We start from the raw sequence: 15,721 nt of genomic DNA on the forward strand, positions 1-15,721 counted from the left end.
TTGTTCGGGAGATGCCGCCGTGAAAATGCCGATTGCCAGAGCAGTGCTATCGGCGTTGTTCTTCCTTTTCATTTTGCCGGTTCAAGCTGAGCCTATTCAGGTCACCTTAGCTACGGCGACACGAGGTGGTGGTTTTACACTGTTTGGGGACGTCGCCGCGGCTGCGATCAACGCCGCGGATGGCTCGATCTCCGTCAGCACCCACAACACCAAGGGCAGTGTTGAGAACATCGGTCTCCTCGAAGAGGGGAAATTCGATATCGGACTTGTTCAGGGCGTTGCGGCCTATGAAGCATTCACTGGTATCGGGCGCCAACCGGCGGACCTCAAAGTTATTGCGGCGATTTATTCAAGCCCAGGCATGTTCGCGGTGCGCGGCGACAGTTCCGCGAGGTCGGTGGGCGACTTGATTGGAAAGCCCATAGCATGGGGGACGCGTACGTCTGGTCTAACGCTCATGGCCAAGTACGTGATGGATGGGCTTGGTCTCAAGCGTGATGCCGACTTTGAGCCGCACTTTCTCGAGAAGGCCGGCGATGGGCCGGGCATGGTGCGGGAGGGGCGCGTCGCGGCACTTTGGGGTGCAGGGATCGGCTGGCCGGGGTTCACCAAGGTCATGGCGTCCGGCGGTCGGCTGATGGGCTTTTCTGCGGACGAGATCAAGGCAGTCACGGCGAAGTATTCTTTTCTTAAATCCATGACGGTCCCCGCCGGAGCCTATGAGGGGCAAAGGGAACCGGTCAACACCGTTGGGGTATGGAGCTACATCCTCGCGCGACCAGATCTTCCGGACGATACAGGCTACCGGTTGGCGAAGGCGCTGCATATGGGCCAAAGCGCAATGGTGTCTCGTCTAGATCAGGCGCGTGAGACCACGCCTGCGAACACACGGGGCGCCGCTGATGCGGACAAGATTCATCCAGGTGTCGAGAGATACTTGCGCGATCTAGGTTTGTAGTGGTGCGGCTTTTTATGGGAGCGGACGGCGCATGAAAATCGTGCCTGCAATCGGCGTGTCGTAGTAAGGCTCCGTCACCTCGAAACCGGCTTTGCCATATAGCGCAATCGCTTCTGATAATTTCGGAAGTGTGTCCAATCGTATCTCTCGATATCCGAGTTTGGTTGCTCCCTTCAGGATCCGGTTAACCAAGTGATGGCCCAATCCGCTACGGCGGGCGTCAGGCGCGACGTACAGGCGTTTCATCTCGCAGCAGGCGGGAAATTCTAACGGCCGCAAGGCGACGCATCCGATAGCGTTTCCGTTTAAAGATCGTGCGAGAAGTAGACACCCGGCGGGTGGGCCATATTCGCCAGGGAGGCTCGCCAGTTCAGCTTCGAAATTCTGATACGATAGGTCGATATTGAGGGCTGCGGCGTACGCTCGAAATAGTGTGGCCACGGCTTCAAGGTCCATCGCCGTTTGGGCCGTCTTGATATGAAAAGAGTTTTGTGTGTGCATGCGTGAAAATGTAGGGCGTGTCAGGTGGTCCTACGGATTACGTGGCCATCACCACCGTGCCGCGTCCGCTTCTCTTGCCTTCGTACATTGCGAGATCTGCGGCGTGGATCAAGTCTTCTGCGCGGCGTCCATTGGCGGGACCGATGGCGATGCCGATCGTGGCGCTGATGGCTATATTGTGCCCATTTATGCCAATCGGCTTTTCAAGTTCACGCAGGATGCCTTGCGCTAAACTCGTTGCAGCCGTGCCGCCGAGAGGAGCTTCACAAAGTACGGCGAACTCGTCGCCACCCAACCGTGCGACCATGCCGGTTTTCGGAGAGCAAGACTTTAGGCGTTCCGCCACCTCGAGGAGGGCTGCGTCACCCGAGGCATGTCCCCATGTGTCGTTGATCGGTTTGAACCCATCCAAATCGATGAGGAGCACTGCGCAATCCGTGCCACGGTTCCATGAATTGCTAAGCGCCTCTCCAGCGCGTTCGGCAAAGAGTTTACGATTTGGCAGGCCTGTAAGCGTGTCATGACGCGCGGACTGATGGGCATCTTGTTCTGCCGCCATTCTGCGCATGAGTTCGTCCGCGCGGTCGCGCATGCGCCGCCAGGAAAATATCAGCAGTTCGGCTATCAGGATCGAGGCAAGTACGAAGATTTCTTCAACTTGCAGCTTCTTTTGTTCGCTGGGCTTTAAATCCCAGTTGCGAATGAGGTCGTATTCCAGTGCCATCAAAAGGGCCGCGAAAAATATAGCAGTCGAGAAGAAGAGATAATGGACCGGCGGCGTATGCATGACAGGTTTCCAAGCGGCACAGTCGTGGCTCGAAGAAGAACTATCGACCGTGGAACTCTCCGCCCGCTCGTCGACTATATTGACCGATTTATCAGCGAACATCGTATCATAATGCAGTTGACTAGCCGTTAACTTGCGATACGAGGACGGCTTTCTGCGCAGGCCCCTACCCTTCTGAAAAGGATCGTGCCGTAGTAGTTGTGGGGACCGTAGCCTGTTTAAAACAACGAGAGATCTGTAATCCCAGTGCAGTTTAAACCACATAGATTTTGCATTGCGCCCATGATGGATTGGACTGATCGGCATTGCCGGTTTTTCCATCGGTTGCTGACGCGCAAAGCACTGCTCTATACAGAGATGGTGACGGCGCCTGCGGTATTGCATGGTGCGCGCGAGCGGTTGTTGGGTTTTGCACCTGGCGAGCATCCGTTGGCACTTCAACTCGGTGGTAGTGATCCGGCGCAACTTGCTGACGCTGCGGAAATCGGAGAAGCCTTCGGATATGACGAGATCAACCTCAATGTTGGTTGTCCTTCAGATCGCGTGCAGGAGGGACGGTTTGGCGCCTGTCTGATGGCCGAGCCAGAGTTGGTCGCAAAATGCATAGCCGTTATGCGGGCACGAGTTCGCGTTCCCGTAACTGTGAAGTGTCGCATTGGAATCGACGATCAGGACAGCGAAGTGCATTTCCAGCGCTTTATCGACACGGTCGCGGATGCAGGTGCGGAGGTGTTCATTGTGCATGCGCGTAAGGCTTGGCTCAAGGGGCTGTCTCCCAAGGAAAACCGGGAGGTTCCACCGCTTGATTATGCGCGTGTCTATCGGCTTAAGTCGGCGCGGCCCGACCTCACCATCGTTATTAATGGCGGCATCGCAGACGTCGATGAAAGCGAGCGGCATTTGCAGCATGTTGATGGGGTGATGCTGGGGCGTGCTGCTTATCAGACGCCTTACCTACTTGCGGACGTGGATCAAAGGTTGTTCATTTCCGACTCGGCTGTGCCGTCGCGGGGTGACGTCCTGAGGCAACTCGTTCCTTACGTGGAACGGCATCTCGATGCTGGCGGCAGGCTCAATAACGTGACCCGTCATATTTTGGGGCTTTATCACGGTCGACCGCGTGCACGCGCTTTCCGGCGTCACCTGAGTGAGAACGCAGTTCGTGATGGAGCCCGCAGCGATGTCCTGTTACAGGCGATAGCTATTGCCGAGGGTGTTGCCGGCCAAGCAAGAACCGGCGCGGTCGTATAAAGGGGAGCTGCTCCTGTGCCTCAATGGGCCGGGAGAGCGTCGGAGACGTCGGGTTTATGGACATCGGTATGACTTGGGCTGGCTTCAGCATGCTGGCTTTCGCGCTTCTGGCCGCGGGCGTAATCGTAGGTTTTCTCTCTGGATTGCTTGGTATCGGTGGCGGCGGCATTTTGGTGCCGGTCCTTTACGAAACCTTCGCTGCGCTTGGTGTAGATCCGGCTATCCGGATGCACATGGCTATTGGGACATCTCTCGCTGTTATTATTCCGACGTCCCTGCGTGCGCTCATGGCTCACAGTGCTAACGGCGTCGTGGATTGGGTTGCGGTTCGACGCATTGGCCCCTGGATCGTCATTGGCGTTGTTCTCGGCATTATGTTCGCGGATCAAGTGACCGGTACGACGCTGAAATGGGTCTGGGTGGTGTTTGGGACGCTATTTGCAGCCAAGATGGCGTTTGGACGGGATACGTGGCGCCTGGGGCATGATCTTCCTGCGTTGCCGAAGCTTGAGATCTTCAGTGTTTTAGTCGGAATCATTTCTGTTTTGATGAGCATTGGCGGTGCTGCGTTTATTGTGACCTTCCTCACGCTTTACGGCCGGCCAATCCTGACGGCGGTGGCAACATCGTCGGCAATCGGCCCCCTGATTGCGATACCTGGAGCTATCGGGATGATGTGGGCCGGCTGGGGGCACCCCGGCTTGCCGCCACTGTCGCTTGGATTTGTGAGTTTGCTCGGTGCGGCATTGATCGTTCCTTCGAGTGTTTTGGTGGCCCCAGTGGGGGTACGGCTCGCACACGGCGTCTCACGGCGTAAACTCGAACTGGCGTTTGCTGTGTTTCTGGTGGTCATTGTTTTGCGGTTCCTCAGCAGCCTTATATTGGAATAGGATGATGGCGTTGCTTGCGGTTCCTGGCCAAGGCTACGGCATGCCGCTCTCGGCTCCTGGAGGAAAGGTCCATAAAATGCTTTTGCGACGGCTACGGATTGGCGTGACCTTGGGTGTTTTGGTGCTGGGTGCAGGCATCCCGGCAACGGCAAGCGATTTGCCGCCACCTATTGGTGTGGAAGAGCCGGCCGCAGCGCCGATCAAGGGCGAAGATGGGATCTATCATCAGCCTTGGTTCAACACCGCGTCGTTTCTCGATCTGCGCGAGGACTTTGAAGAGGCGCGAAAGGCAGGCAAGCGATTTGCCGTGATCTTCGAGCAGCGCGGTTGCGTGTATTGCGTGAAGATGCACACGGAAGTTCTCTCCAAGCGATATATCAATGATTATGTCCGGGAGAACTTCACCATCCTCCAATTTGATATGTGGGGCGCGCGTGAGGTTACCGACTTTGATGGCACGGCGATGCCTGAGAAGAAGCTTGCCGAGCGTTGGGGCGTGATGTTCACGCCGACCATCGTCTTCTTCAAAGACGATCTCTCCGGGCTCGATGGCAAATGGGGCCAGCCACTAGAAGTTACGCGCATGAACTTGGGTATTGGTGCGGGAACCTTCTACGATATGTTCGTTTGGATTGATCACAAGATCTACGAGCAGGACCGCAACTTCCAGCGGTTCCATCTCGCGCGGTATAATGAGCGTGAAGCATTGGCTGAAGCCAAGAAAAAGGATGCGGCCAGCAGGCCAAGCAACTGAGCTGCGGATCTGTTCGGGCTAGCTGGGTTAGCTGTTGTTGGCCTTGAGCCCAGCGGTCTCCAGGACGAACGCGCAGCGGTCTGCGACAGATGCTTTGGGAAGCTCGACGAGGACGTATCCAAGTCTCTGATAGGTGTCCGTCATCGCGTCGTATGTTCGTTGAGCTTCGTCGAAGTTCTGCTTGCGTTCGTTGTCCTGCTCGAAAATCTCTCGCCAGGGCGGAGCTATGAAGACGCGGCCATAGCGGAAGAGCTGCGCTGCGGTTTGTACGTGGGTTGGTGTCGGTACGTTTGATAGCGTCAGATAGCCGAGAACGTCGGGGATGCCGCGATCGAAGAAGACAGGGCCCTTGAGCTCGCGTGCCCGCTCGTAAGATCGCATATCCCAAGAGAGCATCAATTCGGCGAATGCCGTTGGGTCCGTCCAGGGTAGTGCTTTGCCGCCAATGGCGGCCTGTGCCTGGATGATCGCGCGACCCGCTTCTGGCGCATGCGCGTAGCCAGATTTTGCGAGCTCGGCGATGAGCGTGCTTTTGCCGGATCCGGGACCTCCGGTGAGGATGATGAAGCGGTCTATATCGTCCATATGTTCTCCATGATGCGTGGGCGTTCGAGAGGCACACGTTGCCTTACGACGAACACGGGGGGCGAGGTGAGGGTGTGGGGCTTTGGGCCGGAAGTGACCGACTGTGCCAAGAGCCGTCAGCTCAGCAACGGCAGATTGTTTTGCGGAGCAGGCTCACGCGTCAGTTTTGTAATTTTTTCGAATATCGGCCAGCACTTCGTATCGATCAGGTTTGCTGGATGTCTTGGGACGGAGGATAGCTGATGCAAGCTATAGCAACGCCCAGCTCCTTAATCGATGTTTGGTGATCGTAGACTGAAATGTGGAGGTGGCGGCTGTTCCCGTCAGCCGTAGCCGCCACCTAAGTCTCGTACCGGTTTGATTTGCGGTTGGCCGTTGGCCAGAAAATCAAATCTTCTGATTGTACGCGCCGACTTCCGGTTCCTTCTGCAGTTCGGAGTCGATGTCCGCGAAGATGGCGCGCATATTCGCTTCTGACGTCGGGCTCTCCACGACGATGACGAGTTCGGGTTTGTTCGATGAGGCGCGCACCAGGCCCCATGTACCGTCTTCCAGGACGATACGCACGCCGTTGACGGTGATGAGTTCGCGAACGGACTGTCCGGCGATCTTTTCTCCCGCATCGGCTTTTGCCTGATAGTGCGCGACCATGCGGTCGACGACGCCGTACTTCACTTCGTCTCCGCATTTCGGAGACATCGTGGGTGATTGCCACGTTCGCGGGAGATCGTTCTTTAAGTCGGCCATGGACTTATCCGGATTGCGATCAAGCATGTCGCAAACGGCCAGGGCCGCGATAATGCCGTCATCATAGCCGCGGCCGAGTGGCGGATTGAAGAAGAAGTGGCCGGACTTTTCGAAGCCCACAAGCGCTTTGGTTTCATGGCTGAATCGCTTGATGTATGAGTGCCCCGTCTTCCAATAGGTGGTCGTGGCGCCGTTCGCGTTCAGTACGGGATCAGTCATGAAAAGACCCGTCGACTTCACGTCGGCGACGAACTTGGCATCCTTGTGCAGGTTAGAGATGTCGCGTGCCAGCATGACGCCGACCTTATCGGCAAAGATTTCATGCCCCTCGTTATCGACGACCCCGCAGCGGTCGCCATCGCCGTCGAAGGCCAAACCAACGTCCGCGCCGGTTCGCTTTACCTCGTCGGCGATGGCGTGGAGCATGGCCAAATCTTCGGGATTGGGATTGTGGTTGGGGAATGCGTAATCAAGGTCGGCGTTCAGTGGAACGACCTCGCAGCCGACGGCCTCCAGGACTTGGGGGGCGAAGGCGCCTGCCGTGCCGTTCCCGCACGCGGCGACGACCTTGAGCGGGCGGGTTAGCTTCGGACGGTCGGTAAGCATGGTCAAATAGCGCCGGGCCATGTCCTCAACGAAGATATATTTGCCGCCGCCGGGAGCATCGTAGGTGCCGTCCAGTACGATGGCTTTAAGTTCGGACATTTCATCCGGGCCGAACGTCAGGGGGCGATCAAGGCCCATCTTGATGCCCGTCCAGCCGTTGTCGTTATGGCTTGCCGTGACCATGGCCACGCCTTCGACATCGAGCGCAAACTGCGCGTAATACGCCATGGGCGAGAGTGCCAGACCGATGTCATGGACCTCAAAGCCGCCAGCCAGCAGGCCCGTCATGAGCGCCTGTTTTACGGCTCCGGAGTAAGAGCGATAATCGTGTCCGACGACGATGCGCTTTTTGACGCCGCGGCGGTCGAACAGGGTTGCCATGCCGAGTCCTACGGCATTCAGCCCCATGAGGTTGATTTCCTCGGGGAATAGCCAGCGTGCGTCGTACTCGCGGAAGCCGGTGGGTTTGACGAGTGGAAAGCGCTCGAAGTCGGCGGTATTGGGCTTCAGATCTGCGCGCGGCTTGGGGAGCATTTGGTCGTCCTTATGAGAAGTCCGCCTGCAACGGCGGCAAGATCCAGCTTGTATTCAGCCTAGGAACTCCGTCTTGCGCTGGGAGCACAAGGTGAGATTCCGGCATTCCGCATATGTCTTTCGGAGAATTCGATGACAAACCGATGGCATGGCGTCAACGATGGATGATTAATCCTGAAGTACTAGAACGCCGTCGCGCATCTCAAGCCGGGAGATGCGGCCAAGAAACGACATTCCCAGGAGTGTGCCGTTTAGCCGCCCCCGTTCGGCGACGGCGGCGCGTACGTCGCGCACCTCTATGGATCCGAGACGTACGCGATCGAGCGTTACGGGAGCGACACGGGCGACCCCATTCGCAGTGTTGACGCGATGGGTGAAGTTGGACGGAGAAAGGAAAATACCGGCGTGTTCGGCATCTTCGTAGCTCATAGCTACCATCGTTGCGCCGGTGTCTACCATGGCATGGACGGTGCGTCCGTTGATCTCGATGTCGCTATTGTAGTGACCCTGGGTGTCGGCGCGAAGTTCGACGTACCCATACGGGCTGGAGTCGGGGACGGACCGGGCGTCTGTGATCTGCGTAACGTTATTCTGAGAGGAGCTGAGAGTTTGCAAAGCGAAATCGCGGATCTCAGTATAGTGCGCCGCTACAACGGCGATCATGGCTGCCGCTGCTGTCCAACTCAGGGCTTCGCTCAGAAGTGCGCGCGTTCCAGTTGATAGCGCCATATCACGAAACAACCGTGCGTTTTTGATCTGCAATTTGTGGCGACACGCCAGAGGCACCGATTGCAGGGAGCTGCGACGGTTAACTGCGGAGTGTCAAAAACTCACCCGAGAACTCATAGGACCGGAGACGTCTTAAAAAACTCATACCGAGCAGGCTTTCGTTGAGCGCTCCCGGCTTGGCAACCAAGGCCTCGACATTGTCCAGGGCAATGGGGCCGATCGAGACAGAACGCAGGCGCACGGGCGCTGCGAAGCCGGTGCCGTTTGCTGTCCGCACAGGAATTGTGAACGAGAGCGTACTTGTATCAATTCCAGCCCGTTCCGCGTCTGCGGGTTTCAGAACGACGGTTGATGCTCCGGTATCCACAAGCATGAATAGGTGAGCGCCATTGACCTTTGCGCGGGCGGTAAAGTGGCCATCATTGCGCTGACGGATGCGGACCGATGCCGGGCCGTCGCCGTTTCGGGTGACCGTCATGGTTTCGCCGGGGGGCAGCAATTCACCAGCCACGCGGTTGGCGACCATCGAAACGTCGTTGCGGTAGGTATATCCCACGATCAGCAGCAGCCCTATGACAAGCCAAATGCCGAGATGGCGAACGGCCTGCATGAAGCGGCCGCCATGGCCCATGAGCAGCACGCCTGCATAGAGGCAAATGAGGGCTGCAGAGATGACAAGAAGCCAACGTTCTAGGCCGCCCATTTCCGCAATCACAGCGGTGTTGCCGGACAGGAAATAGAATACACCGATCAAGACAGCGAGGATTGCGACGAGCCAGCCGAGCATTCGTTATACCCTCGCTTTCGCCTTGCGTTCGGGCAGAAGCGCCATGATCCGCTTGCGTTCTTCAGCGGTTAACCGGCTCCAGGATGCAATCTCGTCAATGGTTCGGTAGCAGCCTTCACACATCTCGGTTTCGTCGCTAATGGCGCAAATATTGATGCAGGGTGACTCCATAGGCGCGATAATTCCTTTGCCGGTTGCGCATCGCAATGCGGGCGACCTGCGTTTGCACGTGTGCCGTATGGATGTAAGCCGACATCCGTGTGAGTACAATCGTCAGACGGCTCAATGATGAACCACTGTGGCTGTCTTGTGCACGGTGAAGGTTGGCGTAGCGGCCTGATCGCGGACCAGCCGTGGTGGCCTGCTGGCGCGCTGTGTGACGCCGGCGTTTTGGCGGTGCCGTTCGCTTCCAAGGGGTTGCAACGGAGCGACGGCGCGCAGCACCCGTTGCCGTGGAAGGTAGACGATGGCTTCGGTACCTTTGCGCAGTTCGGACCTAAGTTCGAAGCGTCCGCCGTGGAGCTCGATCAGTTTCTTGACGATCGGCAAGCCGAGGCCGGTTCCGCCTTCCGCTGTGTGCAGGGCCAACGATCCTTGGCCAAATGCCTGCATTACTTTCGGAATTTCTTCACGCGGGATGCCTGGCCCTGTGTCCCGGACCGAAATGAAGTGTGCACCGTCAGCCGTATGGCCTACTGTCAGCTTCACGGTTCCGCCCTGCGGTGTGAATTTGAAGGCATTCGACATGAGGTTCAGCACGATCTGGCGCATAGCGCGCGGATCGGCCCAAACGGGCGGGAGTTCGGCGTCGAAATCCTCTAAGACCCGCAGATTTTTGTTATTTGCGCGCAGTTTTAACAGACGATGGCCATCTTCCACGACCTCCGTCAGGCGCAGAGGTTCTTCGTTGAGATCGTAGCGTCCCGCCTCAATGCGTGACAGGTCAAGGATCTCGTTGATCAGGTTCAGCAGATGGCTGCCGCTGTCGTGGATATTGGACGCGTACTCCCGGTATGTGGGATTGGACAGCGGTCCAAGAATTTCCGCTTTCATGACCTCCGAAAAGCCCATGATGGCGTTCAGCGGCGTGCGCAATTCATGGCTCATCGTTGCGAGGAACTGCGACTTTGCCTTGTTGGCGGCTTCGGCGCGACGGCGGGCTTCATCCGATCGAGCTTTTTCCTCTTCGAGCTCAGCGATTAACGCGTCCTTCTGGTCGCGGAACTCGAGCATTGCTTGAGCCGTCGATTTGAGGCCGATCGCTAGGAAGATGAAATAGAGGTGGACACCAACCGCCATTGTCGCGAGTGCGAAATAGAGCGGATCATTCATTTCCACGCCGAGATATGCGAGGCGCCCGACAACGGCTACCGTTACCGGAATTGTTCCGGCGTGCATGATCGGTAGAATGGAAGATGAAAACGTCATGCGGATCGCCAAAATGACAATCAGCATAGCGAAAATAAATACGTGGGCGGAAAACAGAGCTGCGGGACTCGACAGCGTATGCGCGCCGATGCCAACTAAAGCAAAGCCGGCCCATGTCATGCCGTTGATCAATTCGGCAATTACAAAACGCCGGCGCCAAACGCGCACGTCAACTTCGGCGCGGGGCAGGGCTAGGAAACGACGGCACAGCTCGAGGAGGAGCACCTTGGCGGAGATGACGAGGATCATCCACAGCGCTGCTTCCAAGGGCGTTGCCCATAACATGGAAGCGATCGAGATGATGATGGACAGCGCTGGCATGGTCGCGGCCGCTGCCATTTCGTTGCGCACGAACATCGTCAGAAGATCGTATTCGTTTTCGGGACGGAGCTCGCCGCCGTTGGTCAGGCGTTCGCGCACGGCCTTGACGTTGTCGAAGGCGCGATTGCGAGTTTCTCGACGGCCTTGGAGAGGCGCGAACTCATCTGATGTGGGAGACCAGGTCATATGTCCCGAACTTCTAATCAAGGTGAAGGAACCGCGTGGTTACGTCTGATTCCGATACAACTACATGGCCCTAGTAGGGCAGAGCTACAGTCTACACGATGTGTTAATATCTACTAAACTCATTAACTTAGTGTTTATCGGTGAGTTCAATTTGTTAAGGTCTGCGGCATGGTGAGCATGGTCTTCAGAGGCCGGACTTGGCGCAATCGATGGGTGTCAATCGCCCTGTTGGCGGGGCTTATCGCAGCTGCCTTCCTTGTGCGTCAGCTAGAACAGACCGACGTCGGCGATGTCGAAGGACATGCAACTGCGATCGACGGAGACAGCCTTTATGTGGTCGGCCGGGAGGTGCGCCTACAAGGCATTGATGCTCCGGAAGGTCAGCAGGTTTGCCGCCGCGGCGGTGCGAAATGGGAATGTGGCGAGGCTGCAACTCAAGAGCTTACTGCGCTGATCGGTGGGCAGACGGTGCGCTGCGAGGGGCTTGAGATCGACAAGCATGGGCGGCTTCTCGCTTTATGTTTTGTCGGAAATTTGAATCTCAATCAAGAAATGGTGATTCGCGGATTTGCAGTCGCCTATGGTCGATATGGCTCTGAAGAGCGAGAGGCGGCAAATTCCAATAGAGGTCTTTGGGCTGGAGAATTTGAAAGGCCACGCGATTGGCGCCGTGAGCGCGGCATCGGCAACTAATGAATTGACGTTGAGATTTGGCTTCGCGGGCCAAAACGGGGAGCACCATATGAAAATTCTAGATACGACTACGGCGCCAAATCCGAGACGTGTCCGTATTTTTTTGGCTGAAAAAGGATTGAGCGTTCCATTTGAGCCTTTCGAAATGAATATGACAAACCTGCGTTCTGAGGAATTCACAGCAATGAATCCGATGCAACGCGTTCCGATTCTCGTGCTCGATGATGGGACGTGTATCAGCGAGAGCGTCGCGATCTGCCGGTATTTTGAAGAGTTGCACCCGGAGCCCCCGCTCTTCGGCACAGGAGCGTTGGGCAAGGCGCTCGTCGAAATGTGGAACCGGCGTATGGAGCTCAATTTCTTTACGGCTGTCGGTCAAGCTTTCCGGCATCTACATCCCAACATGCGCGAGCGGGAAGTGCCTCAGGTCGCTGAGTGGGGTGAGGCGAACAAAGCAAAGTGCTTGGGCGCTCTGAAGATTCTTGATGATCAACTTGCGAACACCCAATACGTCGCGGGCGAAAACTATTCGATTGCGGACATCACAGGCCTCGTTGCTGTGGACTTTATGAAGGTTGCCCGCATCGACATGCCCGATACTCTTTCCAATGTTCAGCGCTGGTATAATGAGGTTAGTGCGAGACCGAGCGCGAAAGCCTAATTCCCATTATCATGTTCGTTTTCTGTTGCCGCGGGCATGTTCCCTAGGTAACAGCCCGTAATTTATCCCTATGGCAATCTGGGAGATCGCGGGATAGATGCGGGCAACATCGCCATGAAACTGACCATTGTGGGTTCAGGTGACGCGTTTGGTTCGGGCGGTCGATTGCAGACGAGTTTCCACGTCGCAATCGGCGAATGGAACTGTCTTATAGATTGCGGCGCGACAACCCTGATGGGGATGTCGCGTCTCGGACTCGACCCGAACGGTGTCTCCGCTATTTTTATTTCTCACCTGCACGGGGATCATTTTTCGGGGCTTGTCTGGTGGCTGCTTCACGCACGGCATGTTGCAAAGCGACAGACGCCGCTGACTATTGTCGGGCCGAGCACGATCGCGGAACGTTATCGCGCGGCAACGGAAGCTTTGTTTCCAGGCTCTTCAGATAAGAGCTTGGCCTTCGATCTGAATTTTATCGAGTTTGACGAAGCCGTGCCTTGTGAGGTCGGGCCTGTGGTGGTGACGGTCGTTCCTGTCAGCCATCCATCTGGTGCGCCTTCCTATGCGGTTCGTCTCGCCGCGGAAGGTAAGGTTGTTAGTTATTCTGGAGATACCGAATGGGTTGATGCCTTGCTTGATGTCGCTAGCGGGGCTGATGTCTACATCACGGAGTGCTTCAGTTTCGACCAAGACATTCCGCATCACATGAATTGGCAGAAGATTTCAAGCCATCTTGATGAGTTCAATGCGCGCCGTGTAGTTGTAACGCATATGGGCGATGACATGCTGTCGCGAGTGGCAGCTGGTCTTGATGTTGGTGACGTAATCCTTGCAAAAGATGGACTCAGTCTCGACGTTTGATGTTTCGTCATTTGAGTAAAGGTGAGTTCCATTCCTCCTGCCTCCGCACATCGCCAGGCAAAGAACGCGGCTAGCGGGCTGGGGCGCTTGTTGCGTGAGATCTCTGGGTGCCGTGTGTGCGTTGACACACCGACCGGCCAGCCTTTGCCGCATGAGCCTCGTCCCGTTCTGCGCGTACGATCGAGCGCGCGCGTTGGGGTTTTTGGGCAAGCACCGGGGCTGCGCGCCCATGATGCCGGGCTCCCATTCAAAGATCCCTCCGGCGTTCGTTTGCGTGAATGGATGGGCGTCGATGAACAAGAATTCTACGATGAGGACCGTATTGCCTTCGTTCCGATGGGCTTTTGCTTTCCTGGCTACAATGAGAAGGGTAGCGACCTGCCGCCGCGCCGGGAATGTGCGCGGACCTGGCGTGCCCGGCTCATCAAGGAGCTCCCCAACCTCGAACTCGTCTTGTTGGTTGGCTCTTATGCGCAGCGCTGGCATTTGCCGGAGGCTCGTAGGCAGTCCCTGACGGATGTCGTGCGCGCTTGGAGAGAGACTTACGAGCAGAGTGATTTTCCTCGTTTTATTCCCTTACCGCATCCGTCTTGGCGCAATTCAGCTTGGCTGAAAGCGAACCCATGGTTTGAGGTGGACGTTTTGCCGGTGGTACGATCTGAAGTGCGCAGACTTATTGCGACGGCGTCGGACCCTGTTGCGCACGACGGTGGACGTTAGAAACCGCCATCCGCGACCGGTGTCTGCTCAGTTCGCATGGAGGGCATTCCGGTGCATTCAAGCTTCTCGACGCACGAGATTACGAACCAAAGCCCGTCGTTTTGCGACATCAATCTTTTCTTGAGTGATGCGGCTCTTCAAAGCGCGATCGCAGCAGAAGGTGCGGCTCACGAGACAGAAGAACTGGCAAGATTTGGGCAAAAGGCGGGAAGTGCGCAAGCGTTCGAAGCCGGGCGCTTGGCGAATGAAAACCCACCGAAGCTCCGACGCTTTGACGAGAAGGGATTTCCGCTCGACACGGTCGAATTTCACGCTGCCTATCATGACTGTATGGCGATGAGTTTTGCCGTGGGGCTGCATTGCAGCCCGTGGGACTATCTCGGCGCTGCCGAGTCCGGTCCACGTCCGGGTGCGCACGTGATGCGTGCCGCCAGACTCTACATGATGACGCAAATGGAGCCGGGCCATGTTTGTCCGGTGACTATGACGAACGCAGCCGTTCCTACACTGCTGCTACAGCCTGATCTGGCTACGTCACTTCTGCCGAAGATCCTTTCGCGAACTTATGACAAAGCCTTTCGGCCATGGCCTCAGAAAGAGAGCGTCAGCATCGGAATGGGGCTCACGGAAAAGCAAGGCGGAACAGATGTCCGTGCGAATGCCAGCACGGCCATTGCCGCCGTGAATGCCGGGGCCGGGCAGGAGTATATTCTCACTGGCCACAAGTGGTTTATGTCAGCGCCGATGAGCGACGCATTTCTGATGCTTGCGCAGGCCCCCGGCGGCCTTTCCTGCTTCTTGGTTCCGCGGTTTCTTCCTGACGGCTCGATCAACGCTTTGCGTCTGCAGCGGCTCAAGAACAAGCTCGGGAATCACTCCAATGCCTCATCGGAAGTTGAGCTCCAGGGCGCGTCCGGTTGGCTTATTGGGGAAGAAGGGCGCGGCATTGCCAACATCATCGAGATGGTGACGATGACGCGGCTCGATTGTGCCGTCGCGTCAGCAGGTCAGATGCGTCTTGCGCTGGCGGTGGCCCTTCATCATTGCCACTATCGCTACGTGTTTCAGAAGCGACTTGTGGATCAGCCAATGATGGCCGCTGTTCTTGCTGATATGGCGATCGACGTTGAGGCCGCGACGGTGCTTGCTGTGCGGTTGGCCGGTGCATTTGAGCGCGCTTGGATGGATCCGCATGAGGCTGCGTGGCGTCGGGTTATGACGCCGGTCACGAAGTATTGGGTGTGCAAGATGGCGCCAGCGCTGGGCTTTGAAGCGATGGAGTGCCTCGGCGGGAATGGATACGTCGAGGATGGGCTCGCCGCCCGGCTTTATCGTGAGTTGCCGCTCAACGCCATTTGGGAAGGGTCGGGCAACGTTATGTGCCTTGACCTCCTGCGGGTATTGCAACGCACTCCTGAGGCCGTATGGACGGTTATGGCTGTGTTGAAAGAGAGCAGCGCAGGGGATGCCGTACTTTCAGCTTCGGTCGCACGGCTTGAGACGTTGATGCGTGGCAGCGCGCAGGAGGGCGATGCACGCACACTTGTCGAAACGTTGGCGCGGACGGCGGCTGGATGTTTGCTGCGCCAATCTTCGCCCGATTTTGTGGCCGATGCGTTTATCGCGAGCCGCTTAGGGGGAGAGTTTCGCCACACCTACGGCACGGGCGTTGGGAAGGCAGGCCATCGCGAAATTCTCGAGCGGGCGCGGCCTCTCCAATGA

Annotated in this window: 17 protein-coding genes; 9 read left to right on the forward strand and 8 right to left on the reverse strand. The window is 57.0% G+C overall.

From position 1 onward, the window contains the following. Nucleotides 1-25 precede the first annotated feature (25 nt). Nucleotides 26-958: a TAXI family TRAP transporter solute-binding subunit gene (locus tag K5845_RS16035; protein WP_287959489.1), complete on the forward strand. Its 933-nt coding sequence runs from the start codon at nucleotides 26-28 to the stop codon at nucleotides 956-958. Nucleotides 959-970: 12 nt separating this feature from the next. Here K5845_RS16035 and K5845_RS16040 read toward each other — a convergent pair whose 3' ends face one another. Further along, nucleotides 971-1,399, reverse strand: a complete 429-nt coding sequence (locus K5845_RS16040) for a GNAT family N-acetyltransferase (RefSeq protein WP_244512472.1) — start codon at nucleotides 1,397-1,399, stop codon at nucleotides 971-973. Between the two features lie 97 nt (nucleotides 1,400-1,496). Then, nucleotides 1,497-2,246, reverse strand: a complete 750-nt coding sequence (locus K5845_RS16045) for a GGDEF domain-containing protein (protein WP_287959472.1) — start codon at nucleotides 2,244-2,246, stop codon at nucleotides 1,497-1,499. A gap of 246 nt (nucleotides 2,247-2,492) precedes the next feature. On the opposite strand from K5845_RS16045, the gene dusA reads away from it, so the two are divergent. The 3 genes from dusA to K5845_RS16060 all read left to right on the forward strand — a co-directional run bounded on the left by dusA (nucleotide 2,493) and on the right by K5845_RS16060 (nucleotide 5,141). Continuing rightward, nucleotides 2,493-3,497, forward strand: coding sequence for a tRNA dihydrouridine(20/20a) synthase DusA (dusA, locus tag K5845_RS16050; RefSeq protein WP_287959473.1), 1,005 nt, complete (start codon nucleotides 2,493-2,495; stop codon nucleotides 3,495-3,497). 56 nt (nucleotides 3,498-3,553) lie between these two features. Beyond that, entirely contained in the window at nucleotides 3,554-4,387 is an 834-nt protein-coding gene (locus K5845_RS16055; RefSeq protein ID WP_287959474.1) for a sulfite exporter TauE/SafE family protein, read from the forward strand. Between the two features lie 76 nt (nucleotides 4,388-4,463). Next, nucleotides 4,464-5,141, forward strand: a complete 678-nt coding sequence (locus tag K5845_RS16060; protein WP_160298721.1) for a thioredoxin family protein — start codon at nucleotides 4,464-4,466, stop codon at nucleotides 5,139-5,141. Nucleotides 5,142-5,168: 27 nt separating this feature from the next. Here K5845_RS16060 and K5845_RS16065 read toward each other — a convergent pair whose 3' ends face one another. From K5845_RS16065 to K5845_RS16090, 6 genes are all read right to left on the reverse strand, one after another. Beyond that, nucleotides 5,169-5,726, reverse strand: a complete 558-nt coding sequence (locus K5845_RS16065; protein WP_090230093.1) for an AAA family ATPase — start codon at nucleotides 5,724-5,726, stop codon at nucleotides 5,169-5,171. A 387-nt stretch (nucleotides 5,727-6,113) separates the two neighbouring features. Further along, a complete protein-coding gene (locus K5845_RS16070) occupies nucleotides 6,114-7,613 on the reverse strand; it encodes a phosphomannomutase/phosphoglucomutase (RefSeq protein ID WP_046478433.1) in 1,500 nt (499 codons plus the stop codon). A gap of 168 nt (nucleotides 7,614-7,781) precedes the next feature. Then, on the reverse strand, nucleotides 7,782-8,342 hold the full coding sequence (locus K5845_RS16075) for a retropepsin-like aspartic protease family protein (RefSeq protein WP_287959475.1): 561 nt from the start codon (nucleotides 8,340-8,342) through the stop codon (nucleotides 7,782-7,784). A gap of 79 nt (nucleotides 8,343-8,421) precedes the next feature. Then, nucleotides 8,422-9,129, reverse strand: coding sequence for a retropepsin-like aspartic protease family protein (locus K5845_RS16080; RefSeq protein WP_244512475.1), 708 nt, complete (start codon nucleotides 9,127-9,129; stop codon nucleotides 8,422-8,424). 3 nt (nucleotides 9,130-9,132) lie between these two features. Then, nucleotides 9,133-9,300, reverse strand: a complete 168-nt coding sequence (locus K5845_RS16085) for a DUF1289 domain-containing protein (RefSeq protein ID WP_046478435.1) — start codon at nucleotides 9,298-9,300, stop codon at nucleotides 9,133-9,135. A 111-nt stretch (nucleotides 9,301-9,411) separates the two neighbouring features. Continuing rightward, a complete protein-coding gene (locus K5845_RS16090) occupies nucleotides 9,412-11,064 on the reverse strand; it encodes a sensor histidine kinase (protein ID WP_287959476.1) in 1,653 nt (550 codons plus the stop codon). Nucleotides 11,065-11,277: 213 nt separating this feature from the next. Here K5845_RS16090 and K5845_RS16095 point away from each other — a divergent pair, with 213 nt between their 5' ends. From K5845_RS16095 to K5845_RS16115, 5 genes are all read left to right on the forward strand, one after another. Continuing rightward, nucleotides 11,278-11,757 (forward strand): thermonuclease family protein, encoded by a 480-nt coding sequence (locus tag K5845_RS16095; protein WP_287959477.1) that lies wholly within the window; start codon nucleotides 11,278-11,280, stop codon nucleotides 11,755-11,757. A gap of 49 nt (nucleotides 11,758-11,806) precedes the next feature. Continuing rightward, nucleotides 11,807-12,418 carry a glutathione S-transferase family protein gene (locus tag K5845_RS16100; RefSeq protein ID WP_287959478.1) on the forward strand — a complete coding sequence of 204 codons (612 nt, stop codon included), beginning with the start codon at nucleotides 11,807-11,809 and terminating at the stop codon, nucleotides 12,416-12,418. 114 nt (nucleotides 12,419-12,532) lie between these two features. Then, complete coding sequence (locus K5845_RS16105) at nucleotides 12,533-13,279, forward strand: MBL fold metallo-hydrolase (RefSeq protein WP_090230104.1); 747 nt, start codon at nucleotides 12,533-12,535, stop codon at nucleotides 13,277-13,279. A gap of 78 nt (nucleotides 13,280-13,357) precedes the next feature. After that, nucleotides 13,358-13,999, forward strand: coding sequence for a uracil-DNA glycosylase family protein (locus K5845_RS16110; RefSeq protein ID WP_046480380.1), 642 nt, complete (start codon nucleotides 13,358-13,360; stop codon nucleotides 13,997-13,999). A gap of 51 nt (nucleotides 14,000-14,050) precedes the next feature. Then, nucleotides 14,051-15,721: an acyl-CoA dehydrogenase family protein gene (locus K5845_RS16115; RefSeq protein WP_244464915.1), complete on the forward strand. Its 1,671-nt coding sequence runs from the start codon at nucleotides 14,051-14,053 to the stop codon at nucleotides 15,719-15,721.

Source organism: Filomicrobium sp. (assembly GCF_025698805.1).
In the GTDB taxonomy this organism is placed as follows: domain Bacteria; phylum Pseudomonadota; class Alphaproteobacteria; order Rhizobiales; family Hyphomicrobiaceae; genus Filomicrobium; species Filomicrobium insigne.

Coding starts and splice junctions, on each gene's coding strand:
- K5845_RS16045 (WP_287959472.1), bottom strand. CDS start 2,246: ATGCATACGCCGCCGGTCCATTATCTCTTCTTCTCGACTGCTATATTT.
- K5845_RS16055 (WP_287959474.1), top strand. CDS start 3,554: ATGGACATCGGTATGACTTGGGCTGGCTTCAGCATGCTGGCTTTCGCG.
- K5845_RS16065 (WP_090230093.1), bottom strand. CDS start 5,726: ATGGACGATATAGACCGCTTCATCATCCTCACCGGAGGTCCCGGATCC.
- K5845_RS16070 (WP_046478433.1), bottom strand. CDS start 7,613: ATGCTCCCCAAGCCGCGCGCAGATCTGAAGCCCAATACCGCCGACTTC.
- K5845_RS16090 (WP_287959476.1), bottom strand. CDS start 11,064: ATGACCTGGTCTCCCACATCAGATGAGTTCGCGCCTCTCCAAGGCCGT.
- K5845_RS16035 (WP_287959489.1), top strand. CDS start 26: ATGCCGATTGCCAGAGCAGTGCTATCGGCGTTGTTCTTCCTTTTCATT.
- K5845_RS16075 (WP_287959475.1), bottom strand. CDS start 8,342: ATGGCGCTATCAACTGGAACGCGCGCACTTCTGAGCGAAGCCCTGAGT.
- K5845_RS16085 (WP_046478435.1), bottom strand. CDS start 9,300: ATGGAGTCACCCTGCATCAATATTTGCGCCATTAGCGACGAAACCGAG.
- K5845_RS16060 (WP_160298721.1), top strand. CDS start 4,464: ATGCTTTTGCGACGGCTACGGATTGGCGTGACCTTGGGTGTTTTGGTG.
- K5845_RS16080 (WP_244512475.1), bottom strand. CDS start 9,129: ATGCTCGGCTGGCTCGTCGCAATCCTCGCTGTCTTGATCGGTGTATTC.
- K5845_RS16100 (WP_287959478.1), top strand. CDS start 11,807: ATGAAAATTCTAGATACGACTACGGCGCCAAATCCGAGACGTGTCCGT.
- K5845_RS16105 (WP_090230104.1), top strand. CDS start 12,533: ATGAAACTGACCATTGTGGGTTCAGGTGACGCGTTTGGTTCGGGCGGT.